The 12928-nt window shown below is 72.6% G+C and carries 12 protein-coding genes and 1 pseudogene; 10 read left to right on the top strand and 3 right to left on the bottom strand.

The genetic code is table 11. The features are described 5' to 3' along the window. Window positions 1-18: 18 nt before the first annotated feature. Window positions 19-246: a hypothetical protein gene (locus ACODT5_RS26595; RefSeq protein ID WP_383942642.1), complete on the bottom strand. Its 228-nt coding sequence runs from the start codon at window positions 244-246 to the stop codon at window positions 19-21. 130 nt (window positions 247-376) lie between these two features. Here ACODT5_RS26595 and ACODT5_RS26590 point away from each other — a divergent pair, with 130 nt between their 5' ends. Both ACODT5_RS26590 and ACODT5_RS26585 read left to right on the top strand, forming a co-directional pair. Next, the gene (locus ACODT5_RS26590; protein WP_422521744.1) at window positions 377-823 is read left to right on the top strand and encodes a DUF6325 family protein; all 447 of its coding nucleotides are present in this window, start codon (window positions 377-379) and stop codon (window positions 821-823) included. A gap of 11 nt (window positions 824-834) precedes the next feature. Beyond that, on the top strand, window positions 835-1203 hold the full coding sequence (locus ACODT5_RS26585) for an SHOCT domain-containing protein (protein ID WP_422521743.1): 369 nt from the start codon (window positions 835-837) through the stop codon (window positions 1201-1203). Window positions 1204-1223: 20 nt separating this feature from the next. Here the strand turns inward: ACODT5_RS26585 and ACODT5_RS26580 are convergent, their stop codons facing one another. Next, window positions 1224-2750 (bottom strand): aldehyde dehydrogenase (NADP(+)), encoded by a 1527-nt coding sequence (locus ACODT5_RS26580; RefSeq protein ID WP_422521742.1) that lies wholly within the window; start codon window positions 2748-2750, stop codon window positions 1224-1226. Between the two features lie 156 nt (window positions 2751-2906). Between ACODT5_RS26580 and ACODT5_RS26575 the strand changes: the two genes are divergently transcribed. The 7 genes from ACODT5_RS26575 to ACODT5_RS26545 all read left to right on the top strand — a co-directional run bounded on the left by ACODT5_RS26575 (window position 2907) and on the right by ACODT5_RS26545 (window position 10078). Next, the gene (locus tag ACODT5_RS26575) at window positions 2907-3692 is read left to right on the top strand and encodes an IclR family transcriptional regulator (protein WP_385369747.1); all 786 of its coding nucleotides are present in this window, start codon (window positions 2907-2909) and stop codon (window positions 3690-3692) included. Between the two features lie 174 nt (window positions 3693-3866). After that, window positions 3867-4871 (top strand): hypothetical protein, encoded by a 1005-nt coding sequence (locus tag ACODT5_RS26570; RefSeq protein ID WP_422521741.1) that lies wholly within the window; start codon window positions 3867-3869, stop codon window positions 4869-4871. 34 nt (window positions 4872-4905) lie between these two features. After that, window positions 4906-6270, top strand: coding sequence for a sensor histidine kinase (locus ACODT5_RS26565; RefSeq protein ID WP_422525043.1), 1365 nt, complete (start codon window positions 4906-4908; stop codon window positions 6268-6270). Further along, entirely contained in the window at window positions 6267-7061 is a 795-nt protein-coding gene (locus ACODT5_RS26560; protein ID WP_422521740.1) for a response regulator, read from the top strand. The genes ACODT5_RS26565 and ACODT5_RS26560 overlap by 4 nt, the downstream gene beginning before the upstream one ends. A 62-nt stretch (window positions 7062-7123) precedes the next feature. Further along, window positions 7124-8578 carry a peptidoglycan D,D-transpeptidase FtsI family protein gene (locus ACODT5_RS26555; RefSeq protein WP_422521739.1) on the top strand — a complete coding sequence of 485 codons (1455 nt, stop codon included), beginning with the start codon at window positions 7124-7126 and terminating at the stop codon, window positions 8576-8578. A 51-nt stretch (window positions 8579-8629) separates the two neighbouring features. After that, the gene (locus ACODT5_RS26550) at window positions 8630-9133 is read left to right on the top strand and encodes a GNAT family N-acetyltransferase (protein ID WP_422521738.1); all 504 of its coding nucleotides are present in this window, start codon (window positions 8630-8632) and stop codon (window positions 9131-9133) included. Window positions 9134-9367: 234 nt separating this feature from the next. Beyond that, on the top strand, window positions 9368-10078 hold the full coding sequence (locus ACODT5_RS26545) for a DsbA family oxidoreductase (protein WP_422521737.1): 711 nt from the start codon (window positions 9368-9370) through the stop codon (window positions 10076-10078). Window positions 10079-10278: 200 nt separating this feature from the next. Here ACODT5_RS26545 and ACODT5_RS26540 read toward each other — a convergent pair. Continuing rightward, window positions 10279-10770: pseudogene (locus ACODT5_RS26540) on the bottom strand (alanine--glyoxylate aminotransferase family protein); the annotation flags it as partial. Window positions 10771-10826: 56 nt separating this feature from the next. Between ACODT5_RS26540 and ACODT5_RS26535 the strand changes: the two are divergent. Continuing rightward, window positions 10827-12413: a recombinase family protein gene (locus ACODT5_RS26535; protein WP_422521736.1), complete on the top strand. Its 1587-nt coding sequence runs from the start codon at window positions 10827-10829 to the stop codon at window positions 12411-12413. Window positions 12414-12928: the final 515 nt, after the last annotated feature.

Below are 12928 nucleotides of genomic sequence, written 5' to 3'. Positions count from 1 at the left end.
CCGCGTCCCACACGTGCCTCAGACCCGGCCCCGGTTGCGGGGGTGGTTCCTGGCGGTCCGCTCGTTGCCGAACTTGTAGGAGCCGGTCCAGCGCGCCATGACCAGCTGGGCGTCACCGGCTTCGACCTCGGCCAGGAACGCGGCGGCCCGCCCGCCCCGCAGCGTGGCCGCGGACCGGCCCTGGTGGGTGATGACGACGCTCTGGTCGCCCCGCTGTTCGTACGAGAATCCGTGAGGTTTCGGCATGGGCCGAGGGTGCCGTCCCCGGGCGGCGGTCTGCAACGCAATTCCTCGACCCGCCTCGCGATGCGGTGTCAGCCCCGCCGAGTAAGATCCCTTTTGCGGTGATTTCATGCGCTATGGAAGAGGTTTGCTCATGCCTGCTGGTGCAGCTCTTACGGCCGAATCGATCGGCCCGGTGGACGTCGCCGTGGTCACCTTCGACGGCAATCGGTTCAACGGCGATGTCGCCCCGGCCCTGCGCGAGCTCCAGGAGAGCGGGGTCGTGCGCATCCTCGACCTCACGTTCGTCCGCAAGGAGCGGGACGGCGCGGTCTCCGTGGTGGAGCTCGCCGACTCCGAGGTGGCCGATCAGTTCGAGCGGGTCCTCGGCGAGGAGTTCGACCTGCTGAGCGACGAGGACCTGGAGACCGTGGCGCAGGGCCTCGCCCCGGAGTCCTCCGCGCTCGTGGTGGTGTGGGAGAACGCCTGGGCCACGCGCCTGGCCTCGGCGGTACGGGAGTCCAACGGCCGGGTGCTCTTCATGGAACGCATTCCACGGGACGGCGTCGAACGAGCCGTCGCCGCACTGACCGAGAAGTAGGGAGGAGAGTCATGCGTCGACGCATGGGGCGCCCGGGTCTGCTGGGCGCGATGGCCCGCACCGCGGTGGTGGCGGGAACGGCCACCGCGGTCTCCGGCAGGATGCAGCGGGGCCAGGCCGAGCGCAGCGCGCAGCAGCAGGCGGCGGCGGACGCCGAGCAGCAGGCCCTCGTCAACCAGGCGGCCGCCCAGGCGGCCGCGCAGCAGCAGGCGCAGCAGCAGGCCTGGCAGCAGGCGCAGCAGGTCCAGCAGCCGGCCGCCGCGCCGGCTCCCGCGGTCGACCGGGTCGGCCAGCTCACCGCGCTGGCCGAACTGAAGGCCCAGGGCCTGCTCACCGACGAGGAGTTCGCGGCGGAGAAGGCCCGGGTCCTGAGCGCCTGACCCCGCCGCGGCCCCGATGGCTACTGACCTCCCGTGACCCGTCGCGGGAGGTTCAGGGGGTTGGCCTCGCGGAGTTCCGCCGGGAGCAGGGCGTCCGGCACCGACTGGTAGGCCACCGGGCGCAGCCAGCGCTCGATCGCGGTGCCGCCGACCGAGGTGGAGTGGGAGGTGGCCGCCGGGTAGGGGCCGCCGTGGTGCTGGGCCGGGGCCACCGCCACACCGGTCGGCCAGCCGTTGACCACGACCCGGCCCGCCAGCGTCGTGACCTGGGAGATCAGCTCCGCCGCCGGACCCGGGCCGCCGTCCGCCTCGGCGGCCGACAGCTGGAGGGTCGCGGTGAGGTTCCCGGGGAGCCGCCCGAGCAGGGCGGCGGCCTCGTCCTGGCCGGCGTACCGGGCCAGCACCGTGACCGGGCCGAAGCACTCCTCCAGGAGCACCTCGTAGGGCCCGCCCTCCAGCAGGGTCCGCGCCGGCACGCTCAGGTAGCCCGCGCCGACGGTGTGCTCGCCGCCGGAGCCGGGGGTGACGGGCGCGTCGACCCCGGGCAGCGCCGCGCGTTCGCGGACCCCGGCGACGAAGTTCTCCCGCATCCGGTGGTCGAGGAGCACCCCAGGCTCGGTCGCGCCGAGCGCCTTGGTCAGCGCACCCGCGAGCCGGTCCCCGTCCGCGCCCTCGGGTACGAGGACGAGGCCGGGCTTGACGCAGAACTGGCCGACGCCGAGCGTGACCGAGCCGGCCAGTCCGCCACCGATCTCCTCGGCGCGTTCGGCGGCGGCAGCCGGGGTGACCACGACCGGGTTCAGGGAGCCCAGTTCCCCGTGGAAGGGGATCGGTACGGGTCGCGCGGAGGCGGCGTCGAACAGGGCCCGCCCGCCCCGGATGGACCCGGTGAACCCGGCGGCGGTGATCAGCGGGTGCCGGATCAGCTCCAGGCCCGCGTCGAAACCGTGGACCACGGCGACGACCTCGGCCGGCAGCCCGGCGGCGACCGCGGCCCGGCGCAGCAGCGAGGCGCACAGCTCGGAGGTGGCCGGGTGGTCGGGGTGGGCCTTGACCACGACCGGGCAGCCCGCGGCCAGCGCGCTGGCGGTGTCGCCGCCGGGCACGGAGAAGGCGAGGGGGAAGTTGGAGGCGGCGTACACCGCGACCACGCCCAGCGGCACCTTGTAGCGGCGCAGCTCCGGGCGGGGCGGGGCGGTGGTGGGATCGGCGCGGTCGATGCGGACGTCGAGGTAGGAGCCCTCGTCCACGGCGTCGGCGAAGGCGCGGAACTGGCCCGTGGTGCGGGCGAGCTCGCCGGCGAGCCGGCCGGGGCCGAGCGCCGTCTCGGCGTCGGCGGCCTCGATGACGTGGGAGGCCGCCTCGTCGAGCAGGTCGGCGGCGGCCCGCAGGAAGGCGGCGCGCCGCGCGGCGTCGGCCAGCGAGCCGCGGGCGGCGTGGGCCGCGGCCACGGCTTCGTCCACCTCCCGGGGTGTGGCCTCCACCGCAACCTGCTCGCGGTGCTTCCCGGTGCGGGGGTCCACACTCCAGACTGGTGTTGCTGCCATGGCGAACTGCCTCCTGGATCTACGCTGACCCGCGCGGATGCGTTCAGTATTGTGAACGCTGTTCCGTTGGATGAATGATCACATCCATCGTGGACTCTATTTCCGTGTCTTCCGGGTTGACAAGTGACAGCAAGAGACAGAGGGGCACGAAGGCGGATGACCACCACAGCTGAGTCGGGGGGCTCGGGAGCGCCGGCGGCCGTCAAGTCGGCGGTACGCACGGTCCTGTTGCTGGAACACTTCGCCTCCCGGCCGGGGCTGCACAGCCTCGCCGACATCCAGAACGACCTCTCCCTGCCCAAATCCAGCCTCTACATGCTGCTGCGCACCCTGGTGAACCTGGGCTGGGTGGAGACGGACGCGACGGGCACGCGGTACGGCATCGGCGTACGGGCGCTGCTCGTCGGAAGCTCCTACATCGACGGGGACGAGGTCGTCGCGGCGGCGCGGCCCACGCTGGACCGGCTCTCCGACGACACGACGGAGACGATCCACCTGGCCCGCATGGACGGGACGAGCGTGGTCTACCTGGCGACCCGGCAGTCCCAGCACTACCTGCGGCCCTTCACCCGCGTCGGGCGGCGGCTGCCCGTGCACTCGACCGCGCTCGGCAAGGCGCTGCTGGCCACGCACACGGACGAAGAGGTGCGCGCACTGCTGCCGCGGCGGCTCGAAGCCGTCACCGAGCACACCATCACCGACCGGGAACGGCTCATCGAGGACCTGGCACTGGTCCGGGAGCAGGGGTACGCGGTGGACCGGGAGGAGAACACGCTCGGACTGCGCTGCTTCGGGGTGGCGGTGCCGTACCGCACGCCGGCGCGGGACGCGGTGAGCTGTTCGGTGCCGGTGGCGCGGCTGACGCCGGGGCACGAACGGGGCATCAAGGCGGCGCTGTTCGCGGCGCGCGACCGGCTGTCGGTGGTGACGCGGCGGATGTAGCCGCGGGGTGGTGCGGTGGACGGTGCGGTGCGGTCGGCGCGGGTGGTGCGGCGGCCGGTGCGGCGCGGTCGCCGCGGGTGGTGCGGTGGACGGCCCGGTTCCTCCCCCGGGTGGGGGAGGCGGTTCCCCTTCAAGGGGGAGGTGGCGGCGCGGGGGACGCGGGACCGTTGGGTCATGACCACACGAGCCGTTCATCCGCAGCGGTCGCCACGACCGGCGCACGCAGAAGCACAGCCGTCGTCACCTCGGCCGGGGGCCGGCCGCAAGGTACTGGCCGCGGTGGGCATCGTCGCCACCCTCCCCTATCTGACGCTGAAGACGGCCTGGCTGGCCGGGAGTCACCTCGGGATACCGGCGGGCAGCGCCCTGCTGGAGGCCCCGCTGTTCCTCACCGTGGCGAACGCCGTCACGGTGGTCATGGACGCCGCCGTGATCGTGCTCGTCCTGGTGCTCACCAGGCCCTGGGGCATGCGGGTGCCGGCCTGGCTGCTGACCGTCCCGGCCTTCGTCGCCACCGGCCTGCTCACACCCATCGTGCTCGGATTCCCCGGCCAGCTCCTCCTGAGAGCGCTGGGTCTGGGACCGGACGCGGCCGAGCAGGCGGCCCGGGAGCCCTTCCTCGACCCCTGGGTCTTCCACGTCGTCTATTCGGGCTTCATCGTCCAGGCGATAGCCCTGGCCGGCCTGTTCGTGCCCTATGCGCGGGAGCGCTGGGGCCGGCTCTGGCGGGGTCCCCTCGGCGCGCGGCTCCCGTCCCCCACGGGGGTGGTGGCGGGAGCCGCGGCGGCACTGGCCGTGGTCGTCTCGGTGGTGCACTTCTACTGGGCCTTCGGCGGCACGGCCGGGCACAACGCGGCGCAGATCGCGCAGTACTCCTCGGACACCGGCGTGGGCTCCGCCGTCCACGGGATATGCGCGCTGACCGCCGGGGCGGGGGCGGTGCTGCTCGCCAGGGGCGGCGCCCGGCGGGCGGGGTGGCCGCTGGCCGTCGCGTGGACCGGGTCCGCGGCGACCCTCTGCTGGGGGATGGGGATGCTGACCGCCCTCACGGGCGGGGAACCGGGCCCGGGCGAACAGACCACCACGGCGACCTACCTGATCTACGCTGGCCAAATGATCACCGCGCTCCTCGCAACTGCCGTCATGGGGCGGTTCCTGGCCGGCCGCCGCGCGGTCTGAGGGGGCCCGGGTGGAGCAGCGGCAGGGGACGCGGATGTGGCCGCGCCGGATACGAACGGACCGGCGGCGCGCGAGGCAGGGGCGGCTGCGCTGGGTGCACCTGGTCCTCGGCGGCGCCCTCCTGATGCCGTACTTCCTGCTGGCGCAGGTGGTGGTCGGAGCGGTCGGCGGCGGGGTCAACGCGCTCAACTCCCTGCCGCTCAGCTTCGCGGCCTACGCCGTCTCGCTGCCGCTCGTCGCCGCGACCGGGCTGTTCGGACTGGTCCGGCCGATGTCGGTGGCCGCGGCCAGGGCCCTGTGCGGGGTGCCGGGGGAGCGGTTCGCCGAGGGGCCGGCCCGGAGCTGGGCGGCCCGGGGCCGGGCCTCGGCCTGGTGGACCCTGCACCTGGGGCTCGGGGCCCTGGTCAGCGGGATGACCCTGGCGGTACCGCCCATGGCGGTGGTGCTGCTCGCCCTGCCGTTCGTCAGCGCGCTGCGGGAGCTGCCGACCGGGCTCGGCTGGGCGGGCGTGCCGGCTCAGCCGTACGTGGCCCCCCTGCTCGGGACCGGGCTGCTGGCCGGGCTCGTCCTGTGTGCCGCCGGGGCGGGGGCGCTGCTGGCCCGGCTGGCACCCGTACTGCTCGGGCCCACGGCGGCGGACCGGCTGGCGGCAGCCGAGGAGCGCGCCGCGGACCTGGCCGTGCGCAACCGGCTCGCCCGGGAACTGCACGACGCCGTCGGGCACGCCCTGAGCGCGGTCACCCTCCAGGCGAGCGCCGCCCGGCGGGTGCTCGACAGCGACCCCGGCTTCGTACGGGAGGCGCTGGCCGCGATCGAGGACACCACCCGGCGCACGGTGGGGGAGCTGGACGCCGTCCTCGGCCTGCTGCGCGAGGGCGACGGAGCCGGCGCCGGAGGCACCGGGCTGCCCGCCGCTCCGACGCTCGCCGCCGACCTCGACGGGCTGCTGGCCCGCAGCAGGGCCTCCGGGACGCCGATCACCGCCCGCCAGGACCCGGGACCGGCCGGGGACTGGGGGTGGCTTCCGGCGATCGCCTCCCGCGAGGCGTACCGGATCGTGCAGGAGGGACTGAGCAACGCACTGCGGCACGGGACGGGCCCGGTCGACCTGCGGATCCTCGTACGGGTGCGCGGCGGGCGCGGGGAACCGGGCGGGCGCGGGGACCGCGGTGGATACGAGGGCCGCGGCGGATATGAGGAGCGCGGCCGATACGAGGAACTGGAGATCACCATGACGAACGATCCGGCGGCCGCTCCGGGGGCCCGCACCACCGGGGGCCGGGGGCTGCACGGCGCAGCCGAGCGGGCCTCGCTGCTCGGCGGGCGGGTCGAGTCCGGGCCGCACGAGGGCCGCTGGCGCCTGCGGGCCGTCCTCCCGCTCGGCGAGGGCGCCCGATGACCCGGCCGATCCCGCAGCCGATTTCGCAGCCGACCCCGCCCCCGCCCCCGCCCCCGCCCCCGCCCCCGCCCCCGCCCCCGACCCCGACCCCGACCCCGTCGGCGGGTCCGGGGGCCGCCGCGCCGGCCCGTCCGCCGCTGCGCCTGGTCGTGGCCGACGACGAGCGGATGGTCCGTACCGCCCTGCGGGTCATCCTCGACGCCGAGCCCGACCTGGAGGTCGTGGGGGAGGCGGCCACCGGAGCCGAGGCCGTGTCCGTGGTCCGGGCGCTCGCCCCCGACGTGGTGCTGATGGACGTGCGGATGCCGGAGACAGACGGCATCCGTGCCACCGAGCGGATCCTCGCCACCATGGCCGAGCCGCCCCGGATCGTGGTGGTCACCACCTTCGAGAACGACGCCTACGTGTACGAGGCGCTGCGCGCGGGAGCCGCCGGGTTCCTCCTCAAGCGGGCCGACCCCGACGAGCTGACCGCCGCGGTCCGGCTCGTGGCCCGCGGGGACTCGCTGCTCTTCCCGGCGGCCGTCCGCTCCCTGGCCGCCGCCCACACCCCGGCCGGGGCCGGCCCGGCCGCCGCGCCCTGGGTCGCCCGGCTCACCGACCGGGAGGCCGACGTACTGCGCCTGATGGCCACCGGGCTCTCCAACCACGAGGTGAGCGAGCGGCTCGGAGTCGGCCCGCAGACGGTCAAGACGCACGTGGCCGCGGTCCTGGCCAAGACCGGCTCCCGGGACCGGACCCAGGCGGTCATCGCGGCGTACGAGGGAGGCTTCCTCATGAAGAAAGGCTGAGAAGTCCGCCACAATCGGGGCAGAGCGGAACGGCCGGGGCGGCCGGGACGTCCTTCTGGGGGATGAACAAGACGATCAGGCGTGCGTCGGTCTTCTGTCTGCTTCTGGTGCTTGCCCTTTTGGTGCGGGTCACCTGGGTGCAGGCGTACCAAGGCCAGGCCCTCGCAGACGACACCAACAACCGGCGCAACCTCATCGGGAAGTACGAGAACCCGCTGGGGAACATCATCGTGGGCGGGGAGGCGATCACCGGCTCCAAGGACACGGGCGGCAAGGACTTCCGGTACAAGCGGACCTACACGGACGGACCGCTGTACGCGCCGATCACCGGCTACAGCTCCCAGGCCTTCGGGTCGAGCATGCTGGAGGGCGTCTACAAGAACATCCTCAACGGCACCGACAACCGGCTCAAGACGATCATGGACACGCTCACCAACAAGCGGGCAGCCCCGGGCAACGTCCTGACCACGATCGACAAGGACGTCCAGAAGGCCGGCTACGACGCCCTCAAGGGCAAGCAGGGCTCGGCCGTGGCCATGGACCCGGTGACGGGAGAGATCCTGGCCGTCGTGAACAACCCGTCCTTCGACCCGGGCACCATCGCCGGCGCCGGCGAGGCGGAGCAGAAGGCCTGGGAGGCGCTCAGCGCCGACAAGGGCAAGGCCATGGAGAACACCGCCCTGCGCAAGCCGCAGGCGCCGGGCTCCACCTTCAAGCTGGTCACCCTCGCCGCGGCCATCGAGAACGGCCTCGTCACGAGCATCGACACGCCGACCTCGGTTCCCGGCGACTACACGATCCCCGGGACGCGGACCAAGCTGCGCAGCGAGGTGGACGACTCGCTCTGCAACAACGTCTCCCCCCGGGTCGCGCTCAAGCTGTCCTGCAACAACGTCTTCGCGGAGTTCGCCCACAAGCTCGGCCAGGACAAGATGCGCGCCATGGCGGAGAAGCTCGGCTTCAACGTGGTGCAGAAGACCCCCGTGTGGACGACCCCGTCCAGCAAGTACCCGACGAAGAAGATGTCCGTCGACCAGGTCGCCCAGACCGGTATCGGCCAGTTCGACGTCCAGGCCACCCCGCTCCAGATGGCCATGGTGACCGCCGCGATCGAGAACGGCGGGAAGCTGGTCGCCCCTCACATGGTCTCCGAGGTCACCGACTCCAACGGCAACGTGCTGGAGAGCTTCAAGGACCCGAAGTCCCAGCAGGTGATGAGCGCGAAGACCGCCTCGATGGTCCAGGACGCCATGCGGACGGTTGCCACCGAAGGCGGCGGCAGGAACGTCCAGATCCCGGGCGTCGAATCGGGCGCCAAGACCGGTACCGCCCAGCGCGGCGTGAACAACAGCCTGCCGCCGCTGGCCTGGTACACCACGTACGGAAAGATGAACGGCAAGCAGATCGCGGTCACCGTCGTCATCGAGAACTCGGACACGGACCGCTCCGAGATCGGCGGCGGCAAGCTCGCCGCGCCCATCGCGCAGCAGATGCTGAAGGCCTGGCTGAAGAAGTAGCCCGTGGAGCGCGCCGGGAACCGGCGGGATTCCCGGCGCGTTCTCCTTCCCATGATCAGGACCGCGCAGCCCGCAGACCTCGATGCCATCGCCGCCCTCCACACCCGGGCCCGGGCGACCTACTACCGGGGCCGGATACCCGAGGAGGCCTACGGCGGCGCCGCCGAACTGGCGCGCACCCGCGAGGGCTGGTCCCGGGCGGTGGCCCGTGCCGCGGCCGACGGCGGGGTGCTCTGCGCCGAGAGCGGCGGCGAGCTCACCGGGGTTGCGGCCTTCCGCACCGCCGACGGCGAGACCACCCTCACCCAGCTGCACGTGGACCCCGTCCACTGGCGCCGCGGCACCGGGGCGGCCCTGCACGGCGCCTGCCTCGACGCCTGGCGCCGCACGGGCGTCCGCCGGGTCCGCCTGGAGGTCTACGAGCACAACCTCCGCGCCCAGGCCTTCTACGCCACCCACGGCTGGCTCCCGGACCCCGCCGGCGCCCGGGTCGCGGGCTCCCACCGCATCCTGTGGCTCACGGTGGACGCGACCGGGGGACCGGCCGGGGAATGACCCGTCCGGGGAATGACCCGTCCGGGGAACGACCCGTCCGGGGAACGACCCGTCCGGGGAACGACCCGTCCGGGGAACGACCCGTCCGGGGAACGACCCGTCCGGGGAACGACCCGTCCGGGGAACGACCCGTCCGGGGAACGACCCGTCCGGGGAACGACTCGTCCGGGGAATGAGACGCAGAGGCAGATGGTTGAACACGGAACAGTTGATTCCGTGGAGGGATGAAGGAACATGCGCGTCGAGATCTGGAGCGACATCGCCTGCCCGTGGTGCTACATCGGCAAGGCCCGGTTCGCCAAGGGGCTGGCCGACTTCGCACACCGCGAGGAGGTCGAGGTGGTCTACCGCTCTTTCGAGCTCGACCCGAACGGCCCGAAGGGCCAGGTGGCACCCGTCGTGGAGATGCTGGCCAAGAAGTACGGCCGCACCCTCGAGGAGGCCCGCGGCATGGAGGAGCACGTCGCCGCGAGCGCCCGCGCCGAGGGGCTGACGTACCGCACCGAGGGCCGTGACCACGGCAACACCTTCGACATCCACCGCCTGCTGCACCTGGCCGCCGACCGCGGCCGCCAGGAGGAGCTGCTCGACCTCGCCTACCGCGCCAACTTCGGCGAGGAGCGCTCCGTCTTCGACCCGGAGGTGCTCGTCGCGCTCGCCGTCGAGGCCGGACTGGACGAGGGGGAGGCCCGCGCGGTGCTGGCCGACGAGACGGCGTACGCCGCCGAGGTGCGGGCCGACGAGCACGAGGCGTCCGAGCTGGGCGCGAACGCCGTACCGTTCTTCGTGCTCGACCGCCGCTTCGGGATCTCCGGGGGCCAGCCCGCCGAGGTGTTCACGCAGGCCCTGGAGCAGGCCTGGGCCGGCCGCGAGGTCCTCGCGCCCGCCGCACCCGAGGGCGAGGCGTGCGAGCCCGACGGCGCGTGCGCGGTGCCGCAGCCCTAAGGGCGGCTCGGCGGTCGCCGAGGTGCGGCTGCCGGCGGAGGCGCTGGGGGCCGGGACCGCGGAGGGCTTCGGCGATTTCGGCCACCCGCGCGCACAGGGCGCGGATGCTGGTCGACGCCTCGCAGGCGGCGGCCACCTACGGCCCGATGCGGGAACTGGCCCGCGACGCCCGGCGCTTGGAGGAGTCCCAGGCCTTCGGCTCAGGCGGAGCGCAGGCCCTTCGGCCAGGCGGCCGACCAGGCCGCGCCCGCCGCCGCGAGAGCCCCGGCCGGGTCCACCGACAGGGCCGCGGCCAGGGCCGTCAGACTCGCGCCGACGGTGTCCGGGGAGGCCGCCGTGCCGTAGTGGTTGACCCGGACCATCTCCCCGGCCAGTGCGCCGCCGCCCGCCGCGAGGGGGGCCGCCGGATCCGCCGCCAGGGCCTTCGCCACCACCAGGGAGGCCTCCGGGACCCGCAGGGTGGTGGCCACCGGGGCCGCCGCCGCGTCCCGGCCGACGTACGGGGCGAGCCCCAGCGCCACCGCGCCCGCGCGGGTCGCCGCCGCCGCGGCCGCGTGGCGGGCCGTCACCGACCCCAGGCCCTCGGCCGCGATCCGGTCCAGGCAGGCCTCCAGCGCCAGCATCTCCAGCTGCGCGGGCGCGTGCGGCAGCGCCTTGCGCCCGGCGTCGATCCAGCGCTCCTTCCAGTCCAGGTACCCCCCTAAAACACACATGCACGTGTGAGACAGGTCGGGTAAAGATGGACCGCATGATCACGACTGAGTACGACGGATGCGGAAAGTGCCTGGTGGGGGTACGCCGGCTCAGTCGCAAGACGGACGCAACGAACAGCCCTGAGCGTCAGATGAACCAGGTGCTGAGCGCGGTGGAGACCCTCGGCGGACACGTCATCGCGTGGGCTGATGACTGGGAGGTCTCGGGCGCCACCGACCCGCTGACGCGTCCGGGGCTCGGGCCGTGGCTGCGGAACGAAGCCGGACCGTACTCCGGCATCGTCGGGGCAGCCGTCGACCGGATCGGCCGCAACCAGCGCGACGTACTGAACACCGCGTACATGATCCACGAGTCGGGCCGACTGCTGGTCACGTTCGGCCACGCCGGACCCTGGGACCTTGCCGACCCGAACGACGAGATGCGTCTGTCCATGGAGGCCTTCGGGGCTCAGATGGAGCTGCGGGCCATCCAAAAGCGCAACCGGGACGAGACGCTCCGAGCGCGGAGCGCAGGGCAGCCGCACCAGAAGAACTCCTACGGCTACCAGTTCGTTCGGCTCGTTCCCACGGGCAAGGTGGACCATGTCGACGTTGATCCCGTGGCGGCACTGATCATCCGGGACGTGGCGGAACGCATCCTCGCCGACGAAACAGACACCGTCACGTGCTCCACCGAGGCGGCCCGTCTGACGCGCGCGGGTGTACTGTCCCCGGCCGATCATCGAGCGGTGATGTATGGACGCACCCCCAAGGGCTCCCCGTGGCGGGCTAAGACGCTAAAAGGCATCCTCACCAGCGAGGCGGCATTGGGGTTCCTCATGCACGGCGAACGGCCCGTACTTGGCGGGGACGGGCACCCGGTACGGCTCGCAGACCCCCTCTGGGACCGTGCAACCCGTGACGCGCTGATAGCCAAGACCGCGCCGAAGCGGAACCACAACGTCTCCCGCGCACCGAAGAGCGTCAACCTCCTTTCGGGCCTGTCGTTCTGCGGCAACTGCGGCCAGCGTCTGTACGTGACCGGCCGTACCGGCGGCCCCATGGCCTACGCGTGCACGGGACGCGTCCGAGGCATACCGGCATCGTCAGCCTGCAAGCCTGCCCCGACCAGCTCGATTTCCCTGGCGAATGCCCATATCGAAGGCTGGTTCCTTGCACACTGCGGATCTCAGCAGGTCACCCGCCGCGAGTACGATCCTGGCACTGGATACGCGGCCCGCATCCTGGAGTTCGAGGCGGACCGCAAGCGACTCCGGGACGACCGTGCGGCGGGGTTGTACGACTCTGCTGATGACGCGGAGTGGTTCAGGACCAGGTACGCGCAGATGGGCCGTGAGATAGACGAACTCCGTGAGCTCCCGGAGCGTCCGGCCGGTATGCGCTCTGTGCCGACGGGGAAGACGGTCGAGGACCTGTGGCACTCTGCGCCCGATGATGCTGCCCGCAGGGAGATCCTGACGGAGTTCGAAGTGAGGGCGACCGTGTTCCCCCGAGCCGCCAAGCATCGAATCCGAGTGGCCGGACTCATCCCGGAGCAGCAGGCAGTAAACCGCAAGGCGGCACAAGAACACGCCGAGCAAGCCGCGTTGGCCGAGCTGGAAGACACCCACACGGACCGCTGACAGTGCCACCTGAGCTTGAACGCCCCGGTAGTCCCTTCGGACCGCCGGGGCTTTCTTATGCCCGCAGACGGGCGCACAGAGCGTCTTCCGCTCGCCGGCGACTCCTTCGGGCTTGGGCTGCCCTACAGCGGTGAGAGCGGTGTTGGAGTGACGGTTACAACCGGTTTTTTAGTAACACATAAAAAAATATAGAAGAAGAGAGACGGCCGTCTCTTCCGGCACCGCATCACTGTCAGAGCGTCGGGAATCGGTCGGTCCCTACTCCTCCCGGAAGAAGGAACGGCGAGCCTGCACCCGCTACGGCGGACAGGAATTCGCCGGTCCCTACTCCTCCCGGAAGCGAGCGGGACTACCGCGCACCCCACCGCAGAGTGAACGGCGGACCGAGTGCCCGACTCTCTTCCACGAGCGTTGCCCGTGCACCACGCACCCCGAGTTACAGGGGTGGCCGCAGGAGTCGTGAGGCAGCGCGTGCGGGGACTGCACCGCCCATGAGTAACCCACTCTCCGGAGTG

Origin of the sequence: Streptomyces tatrensis (genome assembly GCF_049310065.1) — a bacterium.
Classification (GTDB): Bacteria; Actinomycetota; Actinomycetes; order Streptomycetales; family Streptomycetaceae; genus Streptomyces.
The sequence above is the reverse complement of the archived record's forward strand: the minus strand, read 5'-3'. Positions and strand labels throughout refer to the sequence as shown.